25 protein-coding genes and 1 riboswitch are annotated in these 23025 nt (G+C 38.1%); of the genes, 3 read left to right on the forward strand and 22 right to left on the reverse strand.

Annotation, left to right across the window (positions count from 1 at the left end):
- Positions 1-77: 77 nt before the first annotated feature.
- From LI241_RS12905 to LI241_RS12955, 11 genes are all read right to left on the reverse strand, one after another.
- Complete coding sequence (locus LI241_RS12905) at positions 78-515, reverse strand: GNAT family N-acetyltransferase (protein WP_008691119.1); 438 nt, start codon at positions 513-515, stop codon at positions 78-80.
- Between the two features lie 449 nt (positions 516-964).
- The gene (gene gndA / locus LI241_RS12910; RefSeq protein ID WP_008691117.1) at positions 965-2365 is read right to left on the reverse strand and encodes an NADP-dependent phosphogluconate dehydrogenase; all 1401 of its coding nucleotides are present in this window, start codon (positions 2363-2365) and stop codon (positions 965-967) included.
- Complete coding sequence (locus LI241_RS12915) at positions 2358-3560, reverse strand: amidohydrolase (protein ID WP_008691114.1); 1203 nt, start codon at positions 3558-3560, stop codon at positions 2358-2360. Before LI241_RS12915 ends, gndA begins: the two co-directional genes overlap by 8 nt.
- An 11-nt stretch (positions 3561-3571) precedes the next feature.
- On the reverse strand, positions 3572-4399 hold the full coding sequence (locus LI241_RS12920; protein WP_008691112.1) for a PTS system mannose/fructose/sorbose family transporter subunit IID: 828 nt from the start codon (positions 4397-4399) through the stop codon (positions 3572-3574).
- 2 nt (positions 4400-4401) lie between these two features.
- The gene (locus LI241_RS12925) at positions 4402-5154 is read right to left on the reverse strand and encodes a PTS sugar transporter subunit IIC (RefSeq protein WP_008691105.1); all 753 of its coding nucleotides are present in this window, start codon (positions 5152-5154) and stop codon (positions 4402-4404) included.
- A gap of 15 nt (positions 5155-5169) precedes the next feature.
- Positions 5170-5667: a PTS sugar transporter subunit IIB gene (locus tag LI241_RS12930; protein WP_008691104.1), complete on the reverse strand. Its 498-nt coding sequence runs from the start codon at positions 5665-5667 to the stop codon at positions 5170-5172.
- Positions 5668-5681: 14 nt separating this feature from the next.
- Positions 5682-6092: a PTS sugar transporter subunit IIA gene (locus LI241_RS12935; protein ID WP_008691098.1), complete on the reverse strand. Its 411-nt coding sequence runs from the start codon at positions 6090-6092 to the stop codon at positions 5682-5684.
- Positions 6093-6202: 110 nt separating this feature from the next.
- On the reverse strand, positions 6203-8968 hold the full coding sequence (locus LI241_RS12940; RefSeq protein ID WP_020991096.1) for a sigma 54-interacting transcriptional regulator: 2766 nt from the start codon (positions 8966-8968) through the stop codon (positions 6203-6205).
- 230 nt (positions 8969-9198) lie between these two features.
- Positions 9199-10776 (reverse strand): 2,3-bisphosphoglycerate-independent phosphoglycerate mutase, encoded by a 1578-nt coding sequence (gene gpmI / locus LI241_RS12945; protein WP_020991095.1) that lies wholly within the window; start codon positions 10774-10776, stop codon positions 9199-9201.
- Between the two features lie 128 nt (positions 10777-10904).
- Positions 10905-11522 carry a manganese efflux pump gene (locus tag LI241_RS12950; protein WP_008691095.1) on the reverse strand — a complete coding sequence of 206 codons (618 nt, stop codon included), beginning with the start codon at positions 11520-11522 and terminating at the stop codon, positions 10905-10907.
- A gap of 110 nt (positions 11523-11632) precedes the next feature.
- The gene (locus tag LI241_RS12955) at positions 11633-12319 is read right to left on the reverse strand and encodes a hypothetical protein (RefSeq protein ID WP_008691094.1); all 687 of its coding nucleotides are present in this window, start codon (positions 12317-12319) and stop codon (positions 11633-11635) included.
- 199 nt (positions 12320-12518) lie between these two features.
- Between LI241_RS12955 and LI241_RS12960 the strand changes: the two genes are divergently transcribed.
- Positions 12519-13562 (forward strand): HNH endonuclease, encoded by a 1044-nt coding sequence (locus LI241_RS12960; protein WP_017144529.1) that lies wholly within the window; start codon positions 12519-12521, stop codon positions 13560-13562.
- 446 nt (positions 13563-14008) lie between these two features.
- Here LI241_RS12960 and LI241_RS12965 read toward each other — a convergent pair whose 3' ends face one another.
- The 11 genes from LI241_RS12965 to LI241_RS13010 form a co-directional block, all read right to left on the reverse strand.
- Positions 14009-14656 (reverse strand): HAD family phosphatase, encoded by a 648-nt coding sequence (locus LI241_RS12965; protein WP_008691090.1) that lies wholly within the window; start codon positions 14654-14656, stop codon positions 14009-14011.
- A gap of 46 nt (positions 14657-14702) precedes the next feature.
- Complete coding sequence (locus LI241_RS12970) at positions 14703-15047, reverse strand: septum formation initiator family protein (RefSeq protein ID WP_227151360.1); 345 nt, start codon at positions 15045-15047, stop codon at positions 14703-14705.
- On the reverse strand, positions 14977-15438 hold the full coding sequence (gene yabQ, locus LI241_RS16005) for a spore cortex biosynthesis protein YabQ (RefSeq protein WP_081484668.1): 462 nt from the start codon (positions 15436-15438) through the stop codon (positions 14977-14979). Before yabQ ends, LI241_RS12970 begins: the two co-directional genes overlap by 71 nt.
- Complete coding sequence (yabP, locus tag LI241_RS12975; RefSeq protein ID WP_008691085.1) at positions 15438-15743, reverse strand: sporulation protein YabP; 306 nt, start codon at positions 15741-15743, stop codon at positions 15438-15440. Before yabP ends, yabQ begins: the two co-directional genes overlap by 1 nt.
- Before the next feature lie 80 nt (positions 15744-15823).
- Positions 15824-16741 carry a DUF1848 domain-containing protein gene (locus tag LI241_RS12980; RefSeq protein ID WP_008691084.1) on the reverse strand — a complete coding sequence of 306 codons (918 nt, stop codon included), beginning with the start codon at positions 16739-16741 and terminating at the stop codon, positions 15824-15826.
- A 99-nt stretch (positions 16742-16840) separates the two neighbouring features.
- Complete coding sequence (gene ispE / locus LI241_RS12985; protein WP_008691082.1) at positions 16841-17680, reverse strand: 4-(cytidine 5'-diphospho)-2-C-methyl-D-erythritol kinase; 840 nt, start codon at positions 17678-17680, stop codon at positions 16841-16843.
- Positions 17670-18527: a 16S rRNA (adenine(1518)-N(6)/adenine(1519)-N(6))-dimethyltransferase RsmA gene (gene rsmA / locus LI241_RS12990; RefSeq protein ID WP_008691081.1), complete on the reverse strand. Its 858-nt coding sequence runs from the start codon at positions 18525-18527 to the stop codon at positions 17670-17672. The genes ispE and rsmA overlap by 11 nt, the downstream gene beginning before the upstream one ends.
- A gap of 47 nt (positions 18528-18574) precedes the next feature.
- Positions 18575-19135 carry a DUF2812 domain-containing protein gene (locus LI241_RS12995; RefSeq protein ID WP_008691080.1) on the reverse strand — a complete coding sequence of 187 codons (561 nt, stop codon included), beginning with the start codon at positions 19133-19135 and terminating at the stop codon, positions 18575-18577.
- Complete coding sequence (rnmV, locus tag LI241_RS13000; RefSeq protein ID WP_008691078.1) at positions 19132-19662, reverse strand: ribonuclease M5; 531 nt, start codon at positions 19660-19662, stop codon at positions 19132-19134. The genes LI241_RS12995 and rnmV overlap by 4 nt, the downstream gene beginning before the upstream one ends.
- 298 nt (positions 19663-19960) lie before the next feature.
- Entirely contained in the window at positions 19961-21175 is a 1215-nt protein-coding gene (locus LI241_RS13005; RefSeq protein ID WP_008691077.1) for a folylpolyglutamate synthase/dihydrofolate synthase family protein, read from the reverse strand.
- Between the two features lie 2 nt (positions 21176-21177).
- Positions 21178-21837: a uracil-DNA glycosylase gene (locus LI241_RS13010; RefSeq protein ID WP_017144528.1), complete on the reverse strand. Its 660-nt coding sequence runs from the start codon at positions 21835-21837 to the stop codon at positions 21178-21180.
- Positions 21838-22115: 278 nt separating this feature from the next.
- Here LI241_RS13010 and LI241_RS13015 point away from each other — a divergent pair, with 278 nt between their 5' ends.
- Both LI241_RS13015 and LI241_RS13020 read left to right on the forward strand, forming a co-directional pair.
- Positions 22116-22265, forward strand: a complete 150-nt coding sequence (locus tag LI241_RS13015; RefSeq protein WP_008691075.1) for a hypothetical protein — start codon at positions 22116-22118, stop codon at positions 22263-22265.
- A gap of 93 nt (positions 22266-22358) precedes the next feature.
- Positions 22359-22505 (forward strand): hypothetical protein, encoded by a 147-nt coding sequence (locus LI241_RS13020; protein ID WP_008691073.1) that lies wholly within the window; start codon positions 22359-22361, stop codon positions 22503-22505.
- Positions 22506-22829: 324 nt separating this feature from the next.
- Positions 22830-22994: riboswitch (Lysine riboswitch) on the forward strand.
- The last annotated feature ends 31 nt before the right edge of the window (positions 22995-23025 follow it).

Consider the following 23025-nt stretch of genomic DNA (forward strand, 5'->3'; position numbering starts at 1 on the left):
GAATTTCAACCATGCCTGTACATGGTTGAAATATAGCGACTGCCTGTCGCACAAAAAGATGAACCTTTGGATCCATCCTAGAAATATTTGATGTAGTGTTTCAGATCTCGTTTATTCTCATAACCATTTTCCATCATGATTTCATATAGCACCTTACGATCAATATCAGCTGCCATGCGGATACCATGATAACCATTACGTTTTACAACCTTTTCAAACTCTTTAATAATTTCACTTGTCATTTCCTTATTTTCTCTAGTTTCATTCGTGAATACCATTTGAATGATACTGACAAGATTATCAGAATACAGTGTTCCATAAGGTGTTCCATGAACATAGCCGACTACTTTTCCCTCAAGCTCTGCGACTAGAATCAAGTCAATGCCGGCATCCAATATGTTTTGAATACGTTCTGCCACTTTCTCCTCATCGTATGCATAACCTAGTTTAAGGTTTAATTCATGGATGTCATGGTAATCGTTTGTGGTAATTCTTCGGATTACATAATTTTCCATACAATTCCTTCCTTTCCTTCTTTGTGCAAATCACTTATAGTCTATCATAGAACATAGAACTTTGTAACAAAATCTTTCACTTTTTGTGTATCTTTTAAATGCTACGTTTTATTAAATCGCAAGCTCATTGTATAGTTTCTATAGTATGTCCAGATTTTCAATACGTATACTCTTTTATCGTATGCAGATGGTAGGTAACGGTGAAGTGCTTTCCATGTTCTTATCAAGAAGATGTATACAACTGAAAGTCTTTTATATTTAATTTATCCCGTTTTATTCACTGCATATCTCCATCCGTTTTTAAAACCATTATAGCATGCGTATTTCAGCAATGACATTTTTTTCTGCTATTGAAAACTGCTTACTTCGCGATATTTTATACCTATATAAAAAAGAGGTGTTACGACAATTGTATCACTGAACATTGTCCTACAGCCTCTTTACGATGATTACGCTTGCCAATCGCTATGAAAACTTCCCTGCGCATCTGTTCTTTCATAGGTGTGTGCACCAAAGCAGTCACGCTGTGCCTGGATTAGATTTGTCGGCAAAGCGGCACAGGTAATCCCTTGCATGTATTGTAAGGCACTTGTAAAGATGGGAAGATGCAGGGATTGTAAAACACCCATACTTACCAGATTTTGTAAATCGTGTCGCGTTTCTGCCAGCTTTTTCTGATAAACACTTGATAAGATCAGATTATCATAAGCACATGCTTCTTTAAATGCCTGCATGATATCCTTTAGAAAAGCCGATTTGATGATACAGCCATTTTGCCAAATATTTGCTAAGGCAATGCAATCAATATGATATTCTTTCTGTCTTGATACACTCGTGATTAAGGAAAAGCCTTGGGCATAGATGCTCATTTTCGCTGCTAACATGGCTTTTTCTAACATCTGTAAGAAAGCTTCTTCTGTTATTTCCATCTTACAGGATGCATGCGGATATAAGGCAGATGCCTGGGTACGTTCCACATGGTTCATAGATAGAAAACGTGTCTGAACTGCTTCGGTAAGACTTGGTATTGCCACACTATAATCAAAGGAAATCTGACTTGTCCATTTCCCCGTCCCTTTCTGTCTGGCAACATCACTGACATAATTTACTAACCAGCCTTCCTTTTTATCGTCCTTACGACGTAAAATATCACAAGTGATATCCATCAGATAAGAATTTAATGGGCCTTGTGCGAGACGATGAAATGCCATTTGGATCTTTTTCATATCCTGCTGATAATAGTTCTTTAACAATGCATAACTTTCCGCAATTAATTGCATATCCGCATATTCAATACCATTATGAACCATCTTAACAAAATGCCCGGCACCTTTTTCCCCGATATAAGTACAGCAAGCAGATCCATCATCATTTTGTGCAGCCATTGCGGTTACGATGCTAGCCACTTCTGCATATGCCTTACGATCTCCACCGGGCATAATGCTTGGCCCCTCTAATGCCCCTTTTTCGCCACCGGATACACCACAGCCAATATAACGGATACCGACTTCTTTTAATTCCTGCTGCCGACGTTCTGTATCAAGGAAGAAAGAATTCCCACAATCCATAAGAATATCGCCTTGACTCAAAAGCGGAACTAAGGAAGAAATTACGCTATCCACAACTTTTCCCGCTGTCACCATCAATAAGATCTTACGTGGTTTTTCTAAACTATCCACAAAATCTGCGATATTTTCATAGCCATGTAACAATGGATATTTTTGACAACAAGCTTTTGTCACATCTGTTTCAATATTAAAGACACTGATGGAAAACCCTTTATTGGCAATATTACGAGCCAACGATTGTCCCATCACACCTAATCCATACAATCCAATCTGTTTATGCATAAGCCACCTCATCAGCGATACGCTGTTGTAATTCGGCTTTGGCTTTTGCGGCGATCGTAGGTTCTAACAAGATTTCTACAATTGCCCTTGCCATCGCGATTGCACTGATTTTTAAACAACGTCTTCCTGCTTCTCCATTTGCTAATTCGCGAAATTCTTCGGTATGTCCACTGATCTTACGTTCAGGCAATAACGTCATAAACAAATTGCAGGCAGGAATCACGCGCGATACATTACCTAAATCTTCTCCACCTTTATCAGCTGGCATTCCTTCCATCAATGGCTCTTTTAAATAGGTAAGTTCCGCTTTTAAAAGATCTCCTAAAATGGCATTGGGGGTTCTGCCTAAATAGCCGGGAATTTCTTTATAGTGAACCTTACATCCTGTAGCCATGGCCATTCCTTCTGCCATTTGATAAATCTTTTCTCTGGTTTTTGCGATATCTGCCACATGCATGGTGGAGATTTCTACTTCTACCTTAGTATAATCGCTGATTCGGCCGATATCCTGATTGGTTTTTGGTAAGATACAACAGATATGAATATCATCCTTTAATTGCTGACGCAACAGACCTATTCCTTGATAGAATAAGACAGCTGCATCCAAAGCATTGATTCCATTTTCGGGATGGCTTTCCGCATGAGCGCTTTTTCCATGATACTCAATTATAAAATCTGTAAAACTTGCACATTCACCGCCGATTCTAGTAATAGCACTTGTCGGATGCATGAAATATAACACATCTACACCATCAAATACATGATTATCCAGCATGATGATCTTGCCACCGCCTTCTTCTTCTGCCGGTGTACCAAAGACTTCAATGCTGCCACATAGATTACTTTCATCCAACACCTTTTTGACTGCCAGCGCAGCTCCCATTGCACTTGTCGCAATCAACTGGTGACCACAAGCATGTCCGATATCGGCTAATGCATCATATTCGGCGATTACTCCAATACGCAAGCCTTCTCCTTTTTTATATACGGCATGGAAGGCGGTATCTAAACCGCCTGCTTTTTCCTGTACCGTAAAGCCTTGTTCTCTTAATTCACGACATAATACCTTGCACGCCTTATGTTCCTGAAAAGCAATTTCCGGATTCATGTAAAGATAACTAGCGATATTAGAAAGATGTTCTAAGTTCTCCTCTACACTTTCATCACAGAGCTGCTTTATGTCTTTACGTTCCATGAATGTCCCCCCTACACGATATCAAAGAAGGCTAATACAATAGATGCAATGATGATACCAAGCAAGATTCCACCATATTTCGTACCTTTTTTCTTCATGTAGAAATAAATTCCGGCAATTAACGCAAATGGCAATAATCCTGGCATGATTCCATCTAAAATATTTTGTAACAGAATCGGATCACTGTTTTCCAATTTGAAACCAGCTGTTGTAGTTAAGGATACATAACTTGCTGATAATGCTCCCATCATCATTAACCCTAAGATACTGCAAGCATCAATAATACGATTCATCAAACCGCTTTGAATCAGTTTACCGATAGCGTTACGTCCTAAAGAATACCCTAATTTACACATATACAAGCCAATAAAATAACCGGCTAATGGGAATAACAATACGAAGAATGCTCCGATGAGATTGTTACTTAAAGCCATCGTCGTAGCCAAAGCCAGACAAATTGGTTTTAATGTTCCCCATATCAGCGTATCACCGATACCGGCAATTGGTCCCATCAGACCCGTTTTTAAGGCGATGATCATCTCTCCGGAAATATCATCCGGATTCATACTTTTTTCTTCTTCTAAAGATAAGGTAATACCATGAATAACAGAGCCAATCGTACCTTCGGTATTAAAGAACTGTAAATGACGTTGCAGTGCTTCCTGATAATCATCATCATTTGGATATAGCTTTCGCAATGCATTCTGCTGAGATGCGCAGAAGCTTAACGACTGCAAACGATCGTAACAGTGTGAAACTTCACACAGCCAATACCATTTATTATATGCCTGAAAAATATCCTTATTGGTAATCTTTCTTTCATTTGTGTTCTCTGCCATAACTATACCTCACTTTCCTTATTCTTTAAGAATAGATATAACAGTGCAATACATGTACCGAAGATGGCAACTCCCATCGTTGCTACTTCAAAATAAATGACAATGAAATAACCGATAACGAAGAAAGGAAGGAATTCTTTCTTTCCGATAGTATAAACAGCTAAGGCAAAACCGATTGCAGGTAATACCCCGCCGGCAACTTCAATTCCATGCATTGCCCATGCAGGTATCGCATTGATCATACTTTCTACCAATGTCGGTGCTAAGATGTTTGCTAAGAAGATTGGTACAGCTGTTAATACAAAGGTTAAAATCATCGGATAAACAGATGCATTTCTTGTAACCGCGTTAAAATCTTTCTTCTCCACGCTTTTTTCAGCACGAATGGTGAATGTAGAGTTAATGGAATATTTAATATTCCATAACACGGAACCAAGAATACCGAAAGGTACCGCTAAGACAGTTGCCGCATGAGCGTCTAATCCTGTACGAAGAGCAATGGGAATTGCTACTAATGCCGCACTAGATGCGCAAGCCGGAACCGTTCCGCCTGGATAAATAATACCAAGGTACATCAGTTCCAGAGAACCACCGATTAATAATCCCTGTTCGATCTGTCCGGTAATGATACCCAATAAAGCGCCTACCAATACCGGCTGTCCTAAGGTATCACTCAATGTATAACCAAAATCAGTTGTTGAAACAAATTGCCAAATACCGCAAAATGCCGCGACTAATAATAAACCTGTGTCCATAAATTTTTTCCTCCTCTACTCATGAAAATCAAGTTTGTCTATGACTTTATCTACTTCATACTTCTGTTGTGTAGGTACGACTTGAATATACATTTCACATCCTTTCTCCATCATTTCTCTTAACAATTTGACATCCTTTGCATCAAAGGTAATGCCACTTGGTGTACTGACTCTTCCAGAGCCGCCACCTAAGCCCCCTATTTGAATAATTGGCATTGGGAATTCTTTCATCAATAATGCATGACAATCTTCAACGTTCTTAAACAGCAGCAATACCTTGCCATCTCCAAACGCATTTTCCTTCCAACGTTGACTGCTTTCCTCTATGGTAAAGATATCCACCTTCACATTTGAAGGTGCTGCCATTTTATATACACTTGCCAAAAATTCATCCTTTGCCAACATATCATTTACAATGATGATACGATTTGCATTGGCCTGTTTTACCCATTTTGTAACGACCTGTCCATGAATCAAACGAAAATCAATTCGTATTAAGCTAATTTCTGCCATTATGTTTTCCTCCTCTATGACAAGTTTTTCAACAGCTTGATAACATCTTTCCCGCTGCTTTGTAAAATTGACAGACCTACATCAATCAATTCCTCCCGGCTGTGATGATCTTTTTGTGATGTGATTTCAATATACATGGCCAGATTCAATCCTGATATGACTTGCATATCATAGCGTTGAGATAAGATAGCACATGTTGTACAAGGGGTTCCTCCGAATAAATCTACCAAACACAAAACTTTCTTCCCGGCTTCTTTCTGTAAGGCTGCTTCCATCATTTCCTTATATTCTTCTGGAGGCATGCCAGGCAGTAATGAAAATGAATATACATTTTCGCTTTTGCCTGCAATCATTTCTGCGGATTTAATAAGTTCTTCACCAAATCTTCCATGTGTACAGACAAAGATGCACAAATCCTTTTCCATACGATCCTCCTTCCTGCTTTTACTCTTTCACCTTCCTTTTAGCAAGTTGTGTGCCAATAGAAAAAAGTGCCGTGAACATCAGCACTTTTCCTTATACGAAGCATAGTGTGTTATTCTGTGTCGAAGATATCCATCACATAAGCGATTTCTGTGTCAGAGATTGTTATTTGAAATTCATCCTCTAAAATGCGCAATGCCGTTTGGATGATATGATATAGCTTTTCGTCTGCTTTAATACGTTCTTCCATGCCGACATAGGGCATTTCTTCCTTACGGATACAGCGCTCTATCATACATCCTACATGTAGCATATAACCAATCAACACACGATTATAATCATCAATATCTAACATTTTTGAAATGACACGGAAGGATTTACGAATGAGAGCATCCGCTTTGATCGGATCTAGAAAAACAAGCGTTTCTTTTAAGAAATTATTGGTCATTAAGTTCGCTGAAACGATTTCTTCGCCTTCTACCCCTAGATTCATCGCAATAATCTGATTTAATTGGGAAAAGCCATCTTCTAAGATAATCTTATCACTGGAGATATAGGCTACATCTTGAATATGCAAATCACATGCACCTACAACAGCCAAGACTCGTTTCCCACTTAGATCCTTTTGTTTAAAAGTTTCGGTATTGCAGGGAATAATCTCAATACTGCATTCTTTTACCAGTGGCAAAGCACTGCAGATTAAATCTCCTAATTTAATAGCTGCGCCTTCTCCACTCATACAAGTCGTAATAATCACATATTGTTCCCCATTTTGTTGCTGCAGATTCTTTGAATATAGCTTGCCGATATAGGGCGTATAACTACGTAATTCTTTATATAGATCATCCAATGTATATTCCAGCAGCATGGTTTTTCGCAATGCTTCTAATACAAAGGGCGTTGATATCATATCAATGGTCCGAATAGGAATCTGTGTCTTTTGCGAAATGATGTCCCCAAAGGATAAGAGAGAGCCCATATCCACTAACATCAAAACCCCTTTTCCCTCATTGATTTCCTTCACCTTTTCCGTAACGACCTCTAAAAAATCATCCACATTCTGATGCAGGCTCATATCCAGCGCATGACCATGTGTAGTATGTAAAAGTGAATTTGCCACATCCACCATATTGCGCGCTACCCCATTTCCATGTGCTAACGCCAGTAAACCAATCGCCCCATGCTTTCCCTCATTTTCCTTTTCCACACATAAAAACATGGTGAAAAATAAGAGCTCCTGATCTTTTAGTTTCATATCCAATTCCATTTCCAGAAAATCGCGTATTTCTCTGGCTGCCGCATATTCATTAGGATTTTCCCGCATGACCTTATAGATTCCATCATTAATTTCATAAGTATCGCGTTTATGCTCCGCTATTGCAGAAACATGCATCGCCATAGCTACGCAAATTTTTTTCGAGAAATGACAGCTTAAACGCTGTTCTGCTAAAGATAAGGCAACCTCCACAGCATGATAAATATGAATCGGTATGATCTTATGCAACATATCCATATCTTCATGCTCATCAGTGATACGATCTGACAAAGTTTCCATATATTGCTCAATATAACGACGTATAAAAGAATTGGCCTCCGCAATCGAATAACCGCGACGTTCATAACCTATCAGCTTACGACTGATTTCATGATAAATATCGGAAAATTTCTCATCATAATTTTCTTCCGAGGTTGTTTGATCATACAATATATACTCTTCATGAAGTGGCAGATTTTTTTCTATTTCTTGCATCTTTTCAGCATTTAATAATCCACGATAAATATGATCTTGCAAAATGGATGTCGTGATACGAATTTCATCGTATCCTTTCATTTTTGACTCAAGAAAGCCATTGGCACACAGTAATCGAATATCAGCTTTTAATTGTCCGATATTTCCTTTACAATCATAGGACAATAATGAACGCATGACTTTATTATGTACTTGAATCGGTATCATAACCTGATTATATTCCTGGGCAAAAAATTTCTCAATCAGCTCATAACGTTCTTTTATCGTTCGCTCATGCAAAGCAGGCATTGTGATCGTCATCGGGATTCTTCGTAAAAATGTCTGTAGTAAAGAAGATTCTACATTTTCTGTGGTTGCCGCGATAATCAATGTTCTTGCCGTACTATTTTCTTTCGCTCCTAAGCGGCGATATTCATTACGATCCATTAACATGAATAGCATCTCTTGTCCTTCAGGAGGCAGTCGATGTATTTCATCCAAAAATAAAACCCCATCGCGTGCCTGCTCCACTAAACCATCATTCGTTTTCTCTGCCCCTGTATAAGCACCCTTTACATAACCGAACAATTGACCCAACAGCAGCTGTGGATTATCCGCATATTCTGCACAGTTAAAGACGATAAACTTCGCATCCTCACCTAATACACCGTGTTCCTTGGCATAACGATACATGATTTCCGCAAACATTGTCTTTCCTACTCCGGTAGGACCAATCAACAGCGTATGCAACCCAAATGGCGGATAGATCATCGCTGCTTTTGCTTTCTTGATAACCGTCTTTAAACTGCCATCACTGCCAATCACATGCAAAAAGGCATCCGTCCCTATGGTTTCCTGCATTCGTATACTGTTTTTTAAGGTTGTTACTTCGTACTGTTCTAACCTTGTCTTACTTAATTCCTGTAATATCTTTGCATCAAAATAATATACCGGTCTTCCAATGACTTTCACAACCACTTTTTCCTGTACCAGACGATTGAGCTCTTTGCTCACATTTGCCCTGTCCATTTGTAAAACCGCCGCAAGATCTGCCGCATTTACCCCTTCATATCCTTCCATGATCTGTTTTATTGATACGGTTTGACACATTTGTTTCAGGCAATCAAATACTTTTGATTTCCTTAGCATTGTTCCACCTCAATTTCAGAATTGTCATAACATCTCTATATGTGATTATAGTTGATTGTACTTCTAAAGTCAAAGCGTTTTCTACCGTGGCAGAATTTTCCTGTATATGAGCTTTTTTTATATGCTGAAGTTGTCAATATTCTAATCTAATAAAACTTTATGTAGATATTCCTATTAAAGAACAAAAAAAGAAGACAGCTTATAAAACCGTCTTCTCTAGAAAGGTCGCATTATTTTTTGATAATGGATGTATTCCAATGTTCGTTTGGTGCTACTTCCAGTAAATCAGCTACCGTAGCTGCAACATTTGAAAGTCCTAGATCTTCATCCTGTTTCAATTCTACATCTGCACCATAAACAATAAATGGAACCTTGTTTAATGTATGGGAAGTCTTAGATTTAACAGGTGCATCTTCTTTTTTCTTCTTTTCATACATTTCATCAGCATTTCCATGATCTGCTGTAACGATTAAGATACCATTTACAGCATCCACCGCTTTCTTAACACGAGCCAGCTGTAAGTCAACAGATTCTACACCAATAACAGTAGCTTCAAAGTTACCGGTATGGCCAACCATATCGCCATTTGGATAATTCGTACGCAGGAAGTCATAATTTCCTGATTCAATAGCGGCACATAATACATCGGTGATTTCAGCAGATTTCATCCAAGGACGCTGTTCAAATGGTACAACATCAGAAGTGATTTCTACATAATCTTCCAATTTCTCATCAAATTTCTCAGAACGATTCCCATTCCAGAAGTATGTCACATGTCCATATTTCTGTGTTTCGGAAATAGCATATTCACGAATTCCGTGTTTGCATAATTCTTCTGTCAATGTATATTTGATCTTTGGTGGGTATGTTAAGAAGTTGTGAGGGATATTCAAATCTGCATCATACTGCAACATACCGGCATACATAACTTTTGGCATTCTCACACGATCAAACTTATCAAAACTGTCATCACCGTCAAAGGCTAACGAAATTTCCTGAGCACGATCGCCTCTGAAGTTAAACAGTACAACACTGTCGCCATCTTCGATCGTTCCCACTGGTTTGCCATCTTTTGCAATGACAAAGCCTGGCAGATCCTGGTCAATTACGCCTGTTTCGTTACGAAAGGTTTCTACTGCTTCAGAAGCAGAAGCAAACTGCCGTCCTTCACCTAAAACATGTACATGCCATCCTTTTTCTACCATTGCCCAGTTTGCTTCGTAACGGTCCATCGTAATCGTCATACGGCCGCCGCCGCTAGCAATGCAAGCATGGAAGTTATCATCATTTAATTCAGCCATGTAGTTTTCAATATCTTCAATATAGATCAATGCACTAGTTTCTGGAACGTCACGTCCATCTAACAGCGCATGAATGCGAACTTCTTTCACGCCATCTTCTTTTGCTTTCTTGATCAAAGCCTTCAAATGATTGATGTGAGAGTGTACATTTCCATCCGATAACAAACCTAAGAAATGCATTGTTCCTTCTTTACAATTGTTAACCAAAGCTTCCCACGTTTCAGTCTTGAAAATTTCTCCGGTTTCGATGTTTTCATTTACTAATTTTGCCCCTTGTGAGTAGATTTGTCCACAACCAAGAGCGTTGTGTCCAACTTCACTGTTACCCATGTCACCATCACTTGGCAATCCAACAGCCAAACCGTGTGCCTTAATTTCTGTGTGTGGGCAGTTTGCCCATAATTCGTCTAATGTTGGTTTATATGCTTTTTTAACGGCGTTACCAAATTCTGATGCATTGATTCCAACACCGTCCATAACCACTAATACTACTGGTCTTTTACTCATAGTATCCATACCTCCTGTCTACCTTATAAATATACCATCTTTTTCTTGTTTTAGAAACTGTTTTGTTCACAATCCCCATAGAAAAAACATCACTTTTCGTGATTTTTCTTTATGATAGTTTATGGGCACTATAAAATACGCATGAATGCCAGTAATAGAAACAGGATGCCACTAACCCACGATAAATTCCAATCTGCCAAGGAAGCGACATGCCTTCCTATATATGAACCAAAAAAGACCGCAAGGAAACCGACAGTGAAACTGATACATAAAACCAGTAAACGATCATGTACCTGTACGCCATAAGCAAAACCACTGACGATCGAATCAATTGATAGAGCAACCGCTAAATAAAGCGCTTCATGTAATGATAACTCTTTTGAATGATCGGCATCTGCCCGTGTTTCATCCAGATAAACATCAAGTACAAAGGATATGCCACTGTATTGAAAGGAAACTTTACGACTTTTTCGATCCTTTAAAAAAGATTTAATCGTTCCTTGAAAGAGTGCACTGACCCCCATTAAGAAAAAGATAGCAAACGAGAAAACAGCAGCATACTGAGGATGTAATACCTTTTGAAAAAGCCCTGCAGTATAAATAGAAACACCCAAAAAGCTTGTCCCTATCAATGCGATTAACAAAGTTGAACGTAATGGAATACGGATCTTTTGTGCACCATAAGCAAGAGATGCTAAAAAACTATCTAAACTTAATGCCACAACCAATAGGAAAGAAGTAATCATTTCGCATTCTCCTCTTTATTATGGTATTACACTATTGCATTTCGGTGACGGCTGCTGCAAAATTAAAAGCATCTCAATTCGCATGTTTTGCGTCATGAGATGCTTGTATTTTATAATTCTGTGATATTTCCTTTTTTATCGGCTAAGATCACACTCATATTCAAACTGTTTTTAACAGCTTCCGGTATTTCATTCCATTGTCGGCGATAAGAAAGGGAATCATTAAATGCAATGCTGTAATGTGTTTTTGTATCTTCAATATGCTTTAATACTTCACTCACCTTCACCGGTAATGGCTGTTTACGGCCACGTTTAATCCCTTGTACATTAATGACCCAACGCTTGTTTTCGTTATGGGCCTCGATAAAGTCTTTGTTTTCCACATATTCCCAGCCATGTTCATTTAGCCATCCTTTGATAAGGTTACGCAAATCTTCTGTATTTCGCTTCATCTTTGCTTTTCGTGCTGCCAGTTTTTCTTCTTCACTTTTTGCCGGACGACCGCGTTTTTTGTCAGGGAACATACGCTGGCGATTTGCTAAATCATGCAACTGAAAACGCACCGTTAAATGGGAACCAAATCCGGTATTACCTTTTGGGCGTTGTAAGATTTCATCTCCTTCTAACATTTTTTTATAAATAGCCTGACAGCAAGTAGGCATCGTCGCATGCTCAGGTGATACAGAGGCATGTAGCTGCTTAGAATTCACCTCAATGCAGGTTTTTCCCTCCTTTATCGCTGTCAGTTTCAAATTTTCAATAACTTCCAAGTAATCTTTAATTCCTGGACCTTTCATTTTAACACTCTCCTTTTATTGGTTACATTGTAATTGTTTTGTTTTGTCGAATGCACGCACATTCTGGCAGATTCTAAAAAATTTGTTTTTTTCTATAAAAGGAATGTCTAAATTTCTGTATCACATGATGAATCCATGATAAAATAAAAGGAGAAATCATCATCGATTACGCGCATAAAATTAAGAAAGTGGTGAAGGCATGAAAAAAATGTTGTTTAAAAAAATTCTGGCTGTCTTAGACGCCATAGAATTACAAGGTATCGATCTTCATCATGCACCGATTCGGGTATATGAAGAGCTGGCAAATGATTATTATGCAACAAAGCTACCGGAAATTCGTGAAATCATTCATTTTCTGCATGAAAAGAAAGCCTTAAAAGAAACCGAAAACGGTATCGACTTAAATCCTGCACCGACGATTTATGCGAAGAGTAATCAGAATTCCGGTGTTGAAGCTTTATCATTATTTGAAACCTTTATCCATGATGTATCTGTTTACGCCTTTTATCAAAAATTGGCTTATGACAATGCTTGGATGGACAAGCAAGATGTGGAAGAAGCGCTAGGAGCAGATGTGTATCGTTTGCTGCAACAGACCATTCTGTTTGAAATAGAAAATGAGCAATGTCATTTTCAGCCAAAGCTGTTAAAAGGTATTACGGATATTCTACAGGAATATGATGACGAACAAGAGCCTTTGATTTCCGTCGCCCTTACTGCGCTGTTTACTTCCAGTATCGTTGCCCATGAAGATATGCGCATCGATTATAAAAATACAAAAACACCGATGTTAAATTATAAATATAAACAAACGATTCTTTCCATCATCCCAAGACGTGGCATACCACACGATCGTGATGAAACCAAGGCACTACAATCCTTTTATAAGGACACCTTGTTTCATGAATTTGATCATGCCTGCCCGCTATGTGGTATAAATATTCCTCATATGTTAATTGCATCTCATATTAAACCTTTCCGGGATTGTGCGCACATTTATGAGGCAATTGATCATAATAATGGGCTATTGTTGTGTCGTAATCATGACTATCTTTTTGATCAAGGTTATATCTCCTTTGATGAACTTGGTTATATCCTGCTTAGTGAGGAGATGTTAGAACGAGATCATTTAGCTTCTTATGTATTAAGAAAAAACTATCAGTTACCTGCCTGCTTTTTGACAAGAGAACGCCTGCAATTTTTAGAATATCATCGTAAAAATATTTTTAAGCATAGGAAATAAGCTTCTGCCTATGATGAAAAGATATACACTTTCTATCCGATATGTACCCTCCATATTTATCAGCCAGTAAGGAGGGTATTTTTTTCGTCTATTCCATGATTCAGCTATCCTTTTTCACCATATGATAAGACATTCCCATCTTTCATAGTATTAGCATGAGATACATTCTTAAATTATTTCCATTTATAAAAGAAAAGCACAAACATATCTATACAAGTATCAAAATTTTAAAAACTTATCTATAAGATCTTTTAATGACCATAGCATCACAAGATTGATTTGATAAATGTAAAAAAATGTATGCATAGAATTTAACAAAGTTTTAGTAAAAACATTCGAAAAAAAGCTCCTATCTTACTTGATCTAAGTATGACAAGAGCTTCTGCATAAACATTATAATTGAAAAAATGCTTGCTTGATAAACCGTATTTTTTCACAGCATAAAACTATAACACTGTTAAAATATCTTCCAGCTTCTCCATCACCTGATAGCACATTGCTTTTAATTCATCATCCGGTGCTATCATATCCGGAATCATTATGACATCCATCTTTGCTGCATGTGCTGCCAATATGCCATTCTTAGAATCTTCTATGACAAGGCAGTCTTCCTTTCGCAAGCCCAGACGCTTTGCTGTTTCAAGATAAATATCAGGATGAGGTTTTCCATGCGCTACCATCTTACCCACTACGATTTCTTCAAAGACATCTTGAATGCCCTCATGCCGCAAGTTAAACTCCACATTTTCCCTTCGCGCACTACTTGCTAAAGCCAAACGATAACCTTTTTCTTGGAGAGCTGTAAACAGCTGCTTTAAATTACATTTAGGCAATGGACCATGTGTTTTTTTATACTCCATCGCGTAATCTTCATGATATTGATACGCCTCTTCCTGAGGCCAGCCTTTTGGCATGTAGGCATCAAACACAACTTGTGCACTTTGATAGGTTCTTCCAATCAAATCTAAAATAAATTGTTCACTTTTGGGCAGATGGAAACGCTCCATGGTTGCCAGCCAGGCAATACGCGATATTTGTTCCGTATCAAATAAGGTTCCATCCATATCAAATAAAATTGCTTTCCACTTTTTCATCGTAACCTCCATACAAGAAAACCCCATAGAATTCTCTACGGGGGAATTAATTACCATCATTTGCAGGATCATCACTTTTGGAAGGGAGCTTAAAAATTTGCTCACCTGGTTTGCTCACCATGAATTCACCTCTGGCGTAGCGTTTTACATATTCAGGGTCTTCCAAATTTTCTTTACGTTTCTTTAAGTCCTTTTGCTGACTTTCTAATGAACTGATCATCTCTTCACTGGTAGAGATTTCTTTCTTTAAACGAAACGTTGTGATCAAATCTTCTGCAGCTATCCAAATCAGAAAACAGGATAAGAATATGGCGGCTAAACTAAAGAACGTGCGAAATGGATGTTTCTTCTTTTTTCTTTTTGCGCTTATTTTTTTTACTTCTTCGCTCATTTATCCTTCGCCTCCTGATTTTCTTCGGTAATCTTATTATAGCAAGTATTTTGGATTTGACAAGTTTAAGTTTTTTGCGTAAAGGCCGCAAAGTTTTAACAAGAGCGAAGAAGAATTGCTGAAATACCGCAAGATACCACGTATAATACACCATGACACCTAACAGGAAAAAACCAAGTAGGTAAATGTTGGTAATCCCGCCATTGATGCCATAAAGACCATAATAAAGCAAAGATGTAAACAGTACATGGAACAGGATTTCCATCGTTCCTCTTAAAAAGGAAACATGCATATATTTCACAAAATTTAAAAGAAAACTAAACCCTAATCCATATACCCAGCCCATGAGAAAGTGATATAGAATAGACTGTATCTGAACCGGCAGCAGCATTATTTAAACAGCTTAGAAATAACCGAATCCTTTCCATTACCTTTTTTATTGGATACATAAGATAAGGATTCAATCAATCCGCGGATAATGACATCTCCACGCTCGGTATCCAGCTTTCCTAAGGTCAGATCTTTTCCCTGCACGAGCATCCAGCCTTGTGCGGTTTCCATTAAAAATTCACTGGAATCAAAACTGTCAATCTGTTTGACACCAGTTAATTCCATCACTTTACGATCTTTTATCACAACGTTATGGTATGGATTTGTTTCAAAGCGCAAAGGATTTGTATTCGTTGTATCTTCCATATAAGTTCCTCCTCTTTTCTTCATTACATCCTATGTTCATGAAATAGCGTTTAGAACTTATGCAATTCTTACAGCGATACTTATAATAAACGCAGTTGTCGTGGGGCTTCTTTTCGCATGGTGACCACATCTTCCTTTGTGATATGTCCCAATAATACACTACTCTTTGGATCATGTTGCATCATGCGTTGGGAAATGCTATCTTCGTCATAATTGGCATAACAATAAGCGCAGCCATGATTACAACAATTATAATCACCAATATCTACCGTTGCCAAACACGCACATTGTGTTCGTACGCCTTTTTCTTTTAATGCTATCGGATATCCTACCAAAGCTTCTATCTCTTTACGATCTACGCATAAGCCCTTTTGGATATGATAAGGGGATAAATCAATGGCTTCCGCACAAGTTTGTATTTGCATACCATAGGATACGCCAATTTCTCCAAGACATTTTCCTATGGCCAACATCTGTGCATGACGCAACTCTTGTAAATGTAAAGATGGCGCATGTTTTTGTGTGTTTTTATACATATCAAGAAAGGAAATGATGATTTTGTTTATTTTGCCTTGTAACTTTGCACAAAGTTTTTCAAAGGCTTGTGCATGGTAGCTGATGGTATAACGTTCATTTAAGAGAATCGGATCATAGCGTACATATACACGATCTTTTCCAATTTGTTTTGATAGCTCCACAATGCCCTCTAAAATGGCTTTTTTATCTAAGACATGGGACTCTATATCCTGATGATAAGGAGTAAATGTCACATGAAAGAGATAGGGAAAAGGAATTTCGGATAAGCGATGCAATATGGGCAAAGGATTTTTTGTACAGAAGATCATCGCATCAATTTGGTCTTGTGTTAGTGCTATACGACTGATCTGGTGAGGATTAAAAGGATTTCGTACGTCCACAAAACCTGCTTTGAAACGTTGAAACAGCCATTCACTGTAAAATGCCGGAATATCACACCTGCCACTTACAAACAACAACATAACCTCACCTCCTATAGTGTAAGACGATCTTTGCCATCATAGGTATCATTAGCATCTAATCTTGTATTTGATATAAAACCATGCGGTATTCGCGCATGGTTATGGATAAAAAGTTGTATCACATACAAACATGTCCGTATGTGCGTAATGACGGAGTGCCTTTTCAATCCGTGTTTTATCTTCACTCAACGCAAACACGGTGCTTCCGCTTCCTGACATTAAGACACAGGGAAAGCCCATGGCAATTAGCTCCTGTTTGATATCAGCAATCTGAGGAACCAGTTGGAAAGCACTATATTCTAATGAATTCGCAATATACTGCGGTAGTTGTTCATACTCTTTATTTTGTAACAGTTTTTGAATGATATGCGCATTCGGATGTGGACATTTCGCAAAATCCAACGTTGCAAAGGCTTCTTTGGTAGATACACCGATAGAAGGTTTTACAAGTAATACATGTGGCTTCCAGTCAAAGTGAAATGGCGTTAGTTTTTCCCCGATACCTTGTACTAAAGCACTTTCCTGTAAGACACAGAAAGGCACATCTGCCCCAAGCTGTTTTCCTAGCTGTGCTAATTCTTCCATCGTTATAGAAAGATGACACAAACTTTGAATCCCTCTAAGAACGGCTGCTCCATCGGCACTTCCTCCGGCTAGGCCGGCTTGTGAAGGTATGCGCTTATGCAGATGTACATGGAAATGTTCTTTTAACGCAAAGGTGTTTCGCATTAATTGAACAGCACGAACAACGGTATTTGTATCATCCATGGCAACTTGTGAATCATCTGTTGTGAACATATCTTCTTTTGCAATGGATATTTCAATCGTATCATGTAAGGCCAGTGGCAACATGATCATTTCTAATTCATGATAGCCATCTTCACGTTTCCCTACAACATTTAATGTCAGATTGATTTTAGCATGTGCCTCAACGATCATCTTGCATCACCTCGTATAAATGCAGAAATTCATCCAGTGTCAAACTTTCTGCTCTTCTCTTCGCATCAATATCAGCCTTTTCTAAATAAGCTTTTGCGGTTTCTTTATCGCTGCAATATTCCTGAAAATTATTTAAGATGGTCTTCCGACGTTGTTTAAAGCAAGCTTTGACCATTGCGAAAAATGGTTCTTCTTGTAAATTTGTGTAATGTTTGCGAAAGGTAAATTGCAACACTGCGCTATCAACATTAGGTTTGGGATGAAAAACATTTTTTGGAACTTTCATAACAGCGCGTACATCACAGCGATATTGCGTTATAATGCTTAACGCATTATATTCTTTCGTATTTACTTTCGCATGAAAACGATCTGCCACTTCTTTTTGCATCATTACCGTAATCGCCGCAATATCCGCATTTGATTCAAAAATTTTAAACAAAATCGGCGTTGTAATATAATAAGGCAGATTTGCCGCTATCACGACATCCATACCTTTTTCACGATAACGATTTACCCATTCCCTTAAATCAATTGTTAAAAAATCCTGTAAAACAATAGAAACATTCGTATATTCAGAAAGTGTATCTGCTAATACATGAGGTAAACGTTCATCTATCTCAAAACAGACAACCTCTTTCGCATATTCACATAAATATTGCGTCAATGCGCCAATGCCCGGTCCGATTTCAAACACAACACAATGATCACTGACAATAGCACTGCGGGCAATCTTTTCTACAACACTTGGCTCTGTTAAAAAGTTTTGTCCGTAATTTTTCTTAGCGAACAGGTCATGCGTTTCTAAGATTTCCTTTGTTCTGGATGGGGTTGCGATAGGTTTCTTCATAATGATATCCTTTCTATACTAAAGCCGCAAACGCTTTAATAGCTGCCTCAATCATACAAGGTGGTAAGAACAGCCGCAGCAGCAGCCAAGACAATATTTTTAATTAACTTCGTAAAATTACTTCCTTTTTGGGTGCTTTTTACATCATACAAGCGAGGAAAAGCAAACAATAGAAAAGCGCTGTAAAATAAGACCTGCTGGCGCATGGTTTCATTATCCATACGTAACGCAAAGATTACGGCAATCAGAAAAACAAGATTACTGATGGATTTTAGAAAACGCCGTAACGAATACATGCGCATATCTAATAATGGTAAGCTTCCTTGGATATCCTCGTGATAAAAAATCATTGTGGATTCATGTTCCAAAAGCAACTTCCATCCCAGTGAGGTAAAGATATCTTCATCACCGAGGTATTTTACATCATAAATACAAAACTTCCCATATCGCGGTGCTGTTTTCACAAAACGAAAGAACAAAAACGAATCAAAAAAGATGTAAGAAAAATCTTTTACGATCCATCCCTTTATAGCCATTTGCCGCAACCATGTTTCTAATGTTTCACGTTGGACAAAGACACTGCGAATTTTTTGTTCTTCTTGTTTCATTTGCGCAACAGCTCCTCAACATCATGCAGTGTCAACTGCATCATATTTAAACGTTTAAACAACGTTTTGGCATTTGGTCTTCCTAAATAAAGCGCCTGAGCAACTTTTTCTCTTTGATGAGCGGCAGCTTTCCCCCCATGCAAGCCTAAAGATAAATATTCTTCCCAGGATATACTTTCAACAGGCTGTTCTTGATAGGTGAATACATGAGATAATGCATCCAACAAATCTTTTTTTGATGCATGTTCTACACCGACCTTCTTCGCTGTTTTTGCTTTATGCTTCTCGATATATGCATTTTTACAGCCGGGAATTTTCTGATTGATGGCAGTACGAATGATTTCCCCGGGATGATCAGGATCGGTAAAGATGATGACACCTCTGGTTTTGGCAGCCTGCTCAATGAGTCGCAATGTTTCTACTGACAGATGGGTACCATGAGTTTCAATGGTATCACAGTCAATGCAGCTTTGTAGCACGTTGGTATCATTTTTTCCTTCCACAACAATAATTTCTTTAATTTTCATGGATATCACCTACCTCTATAGTTTACCACAATTTTATCTTAGACGCTATTGCCTCTCTTTGATGTTTAAGGATTGCCTTTTTTATATTTTAAACACAAAAAAGATTGATCCTTTATCATATATGGAAAGTATCAACCTATCTTTTATCTGCTAAATTGTCGTAGTACATTTAAGCAAACTTTAGTTTAACTATTTTACAATTCCCCTAGGCTCTAGCGGGAATTCGCAGCTGCTATTTTCTTATGTAGCATCCATATAGCCATATTATACCAAAAGCTTATTTGTACATAAGCTCTTTCTACTTTTGCCAGAATTGGCGAATTTCACTTATGAAATACAAGGAACCGGTAATAACGATCGTTTTCTTTTTCTTTAACATATACGTTAATGCCGCATGATAATCTTCAATAAGATGGAGCTGTTTTCGATTTTTTAAACAACGGATATCTAAAGAGCGCTCATTATCAAAATGTGTGATGGTAATATCACTTGTAATGGTTTCTAATATCGATAACATCGTTTCAAAGTTCTTATCTTTTAAGACAGAAAATAAAACAGCGATATCGTCATAACCTTGTAAAGAGTTGCACAATGCCTGGATACCATCCGGATTATGCGCTCCATCTAAAATCACAATCGGATCTTTCTGCATAATTTCAAAACGACCGATCCACACAGCTTTACGTAAACCAGCCAAAATCTGCGCATCCTTTATTTCCACAAGTCTTTTTTCACGTAGCCGCCAAATTGTTTCCAAGGCAAGCGCCGCATTGCGAATCTGATAATTCGCCATAGAAGCCAGTGTCACCTGTAAATGTCGATAGGTAAATACCGTTTGCAAATTTGTAGATAAATCACAAATCGGCTCTAAGGTGTACAATTTTACTCCTTGTGCATCGGCATGTTTTAAAAATACATCCAGGCAATCTGCTCTGGTTTCTGCACTCACCACATCTGCACAAGCTTTGATGATACCTGCTTTTTCTTCCGCAATCTTTGCATAGGTGTCTCCTAAAAGCTCCATATGATCCAATCCGATGTTTGTTATCACGCTGATCAATGGTTCCAAAATATTGGTCGCATCTTTGCGGCCTCCTAAACCAACCTCAAACACGGCATAGTCCACATGATGCCTTTCAAAGTAAATGCATGCCAGCATCATATCAATCTCGAACATGCTCAGATCCCAGGTAAGCCAACTTTCATAATAAGTATTGGCAATTTCTATGAATTCTTTTTCATCCATATACATATCATTGATGCGGATGCGGTCTAAATGCGTAATCATATAAGGAGAGGTAAAGGAGCCTACACAATACCCTGCTTCCTGCAGCATACTGCGGATATCATTGGTCGTAGAACCTTTTCCATTCGTCCCTGCAACATGAATACTTTTTAGTTTCTTTTGGGGATCCCCTATGCTCTTCATATAGTCCTTAAAATGCATCAAACCATATCCGCGATTCTTCCGTCCTTCAATAAGCTGAATAATTTCCTCTGCCTTTGTAAACATATTTAATCCTCAATCTTCCATTGCACCGGTGAATGCCCCATCTTTAACAAAGCAGTATTTGTCTTAGAAAATGGCTGACTGCCAAAGAATCCATGATAGGCCGATAAAGGAGAAGGATGTGCTGAAGTTATGATATGATGTAGCGGATTGGTAATGAATTCTGCTTTCTGTTGTGCCCAATTCCCCCATAAAAGGAATACAATACCTTCTTCTTTTTCATTCAATGCGCGAATAACGGTATCGGTAAAAATTTCCCATCCTTTTTTACGATGAGAACCGGCTTTTCCACACTCGACACTTAACACTGCATTCATCATGAAAACACCCTGTCTGGCCCAATCCAGCAAATAGCCATGTGAGGGCATATCGATATCCAAATCGGTCTTTAGTTCCTTATATATATTACGCAGACTTGGTGGCAGCTTTACCCCCTTGCGCACGGAAAAACACAAACCATGTGCCTGATTTGGCTGATGATAAGGATCCTGCCCCAAAATCACTACTTTCACCTTTTCATATGGACAAACATCAAAACAGGTAAACAAATCCTCACGTGGAGGAAAAATCGCCTTGGTTTTATATTCTTCATCTAAAAAAGCCATCAATTCTTGATAATAAGGCTTCTGTATTTCCTGTTGAAACAAATCATTCCAGCGCTTCATATGCATCACCTTCCAAACGCAGTAATCATACCATAAGACCATCTTCTTCACAATGTGCATAATTTTAAAAAAAAGTAGTGAGAATGAAACTTTTTGGCTTTTTCTTTCGTTAACTTAGTGAAGGAGTGCTAATTATAAAGATAGACAAAAAAATATCATAAAAAATTCTTAATTTTTCTAAAGATTGTCTTACATTTTAGTAATACACCCCTATCAAAAAAAGAATCATGCTATAATGCGGTTAGATAAACAAACACTTACGAAGTGAGGTGACTGATATGAAAGGGAAAGATCTTACCACGAATACAACGATTGCGACAACCCATCCGGATAATACAATACTGACGGCAATTGTGAAACCACGTAACATCCTGATTGTCATTGGTCTAATGGCTGTCTTTATCTTATCTTTTTATTTATTCACCTAGTACACGAGAAGATTCTTACAATTTCATAACTTTTCATGCAAAATAAGAGAAGTGTGCTATAATAGGTGAACCATGAACTGAGGGGTGAGAGGTATGATAGAGAAAAACATGCATCCGGAAAAACCGATGCCAGAAGAAGAGCGTGATTTACTAGGGGAAATCTTCAGTTTTCGTAATGTACTTCTATGTGCAATTGTGTTGGGAGTGCTATTAGTAGTCATTAATATCTTCGCGAAATAAAGAACGATAAACCATACCATATCATATAAAAGACACGTCTTATCAATGTACAAGCCACATGGTGATGATTGGCAAACATGCTAAAGACACGTGTCTTTTTTTTTATCGTCATTTGGTGATGTAGGTGGCAACTGTTTATGTTTGAAAAAAAGTACCGTATTGTTTCCTTTCAACGATCCTCTCTCAGCTTTCCCAAAAACAAATTTCCCTAATTCTGGGATGAAAAAGGTCTTAATATCTTGATAGTGTAAATGTTTTCTGAAATTTATTCTGTTATTTTCATAATGTTATTGTAATTTCATCTCATTAGTGGTATGATACAACCAATCAGATAGAGGAGCGGAAGCGACAAAGTTAATTGGAGTCGGCGGACATTTGACAGTTAGCTGAAGCAATTTCGCCGAACTACAACTTTTGGCAAGAAGTTGTGGTGGGTTTATGGAGAACATCCATAAAACTGTCTACAGTCGTAGGAGTGCTATCTTATTGTCCATGTAGTAAGTAAATTTCACATGCCAGT

Origin of the sequence: Longicatena sp. 210702-DFI.1.196 (assembly GCF_020563125.1) — a bacterium.
GTDB lineage: Bacteria > Bacillota_I > Bacilli_A > Erysipelotrichales > Erysipelotrichaceae > Longicatena > Longicatena caecimuris.

Excerpts from the sequence above, each read along its gene's own strand:
- LI241_RS12905 (WP_008691119.1), bottom strand. The coding sequence starts at position 515 with ATGGAAAATTATGTAATCCGAAGAATTACCACAAACGATTACCATGAC.
- gndA (WP_008691117.1), bottom strand. The coding sequence starts at position 2,365 with ATGCATAAACAGATTGGATTGTATGGATTAGGTGTGATGGGACAATCG.
- LI241_RS12915 (WP_008691114.1), bottom strand. The coding sequence starts at position 3,560 with ATGGAACGTAAAGACATAAAGCAGCTCTGTGATGAAAGTGTAGAGGAG.
- LI241_RS12920 (WP_008691112.1), bottom strand. The coding sequence starts at position 4,399 with ATGGCAGAGAACACAAATGAAAGAAAGATTACCAATAAGGATATTTTT.
- LI241_RS12925 (WP_008691105.1), bottom strand. The coding sequence starts at position 5,154 with ATGGACACAGGTTTATTATTAGTCGCGGCATTTTGCGGTATTTGGCAA.
- LI241_RS12930 (WP_008691104.1), bottom strand. The coding sequence starts at position 5,667 with ATGGCAGAAATTAGCTTAATACGAATTGATTTTCGTTTGATTCATGGA.
- LI241_RS12935 (WP_008691098.1), bottom strand. The coding sequence starts at position 6,092 with ATGGAAAAGGATTTGTGCATCTTTGTCTGTACACATGGAAGATTTGGT.
- LI241_RS12940 (WP_020991096.1), bottom strand. The coding sequence starts at position 8,968 with ATGCTAAGGAAATCAAAAGTATTTGATTGCCTGAAACAAATGTGTCAA.
- gpmI (WP_020991095.1), bottom strand. The coding sequence starts at position 10,776 with ATGAGTAAAAGACCAGTAGTATTAGTGGTTATGGACGGTGTTGGAATC.
- LI241_RS12950 (WP_008691095.1), bottom strand. The coding sequence starts at position 11,522 with ATGATTACTTCTTTCCTATTGGTTGTGGCATTAAGTTTAGATAGTTTT.
- LI241_RS12955 (WP_008691094.1), bottom strand. The coding sequence starts at position 12,319 with ATGAAAGGTCCAGGAATTAAAGATTACTTGGAAGTTATTGAAAATTTG.
- LI241_RS12960 (WP_017144529.1), top strand. The coding sequence starts at position 12,519 with ATGAAAAAAATGTTGTTTAAAAAAATTCTGGCTGTCTTAGACGCCATA.
- LI241_RS12965 (WP_008691090.1), bottom strand. The coding sequence starts at position 14,656 with ATGAAAAAGTGGAAAGCAATTTTATTTGATATGGATGGAACCTTATTT.
- LI241_RS12970 (WP_227151360.1), bottom strand. The coding sequence starts at position 15,047 with ATGAGCGAAGAAGTAAAAAAAATAAGCGCAAAAAGAAAAAAGAAGAAA.
- yabQ (WP_081484668.1), bottom strand. The coding sequence starts at position 15,438 with ATGCTGCTGCCGGTTCAGATACAGTCTATTCTATATCACTTTCTCATG.
- yabP (WP_008691085.1), bottom strand. The coding sequence starts at position 15,743 with ATGGAAGATACAACGAATACAAATCCTTTGCGCTTTGAAACAAATCCA.
- LI241_RS12980 (WP_008691084.1), bottom strand. The coding sequence starts at position 16,741 with ATGTTGTTGTTTGTAAGTGGCAGGTGTGATATTCCGGCATTTTACAGT.
- ispE (WP_008691082.1), bottom strand. The coding sequence starts at position 17,680 with ATGATCGTTGAGGCACATGCTAAAATCAATCTGACATTAAATGTTGTA.
- rsmA (WP_008691081.1), bottom strand. The coding sequence starts at position 18,527 with ATGAAGAAACCTATCGCAACCCCATCCAGAACAAAGGAAATCTTAGAA.
- LI241_RS12995 (WP_008691080.1), bottom strand. The coding sequence starts at position 19,135 with ATGAAACAAGAAGAACAAAAAATTCGCAGTGTCTTTGTCCAACGTGAA.
- rnmV (WP_008691078.1), bottom strand. The coding sequence starts at position 19,662 with ATGAAAATTAAAGAAATTATTGTTGTGGAAGGAAAAAATGATACCAAC.
- LI241_RS13005 (WP_008691077.1), bottom strand. The coding sequence starts at position 21,175 with ATGTTTACAAAGGCAGAGGAAATTATTCAGCTTATTGAAGGACGGAAG.
- LI241_RS13010 (WP_017144528.1), bottom strand. The coding sequence starts at position 21,837 with ATGAAGCGCTGGAATGATTTGTTTCAACAGGAAATACAGAAGCCTTAT.
- LI241_RS13015 (WP_008691075.1), top strand. The coding sequence starts at position 22,116 with ATGAAAGGGAAAGATCTTACCACGAATACAACGATTGCGACAACCCAT.
- LI241_RS13020 (WP_008691073.1), top strand. The coding sequence starts at position 22,359 with ATGATAGAGAAAAACATGCATCCGGAAAAACCGATGCCAGAAGAAGAG.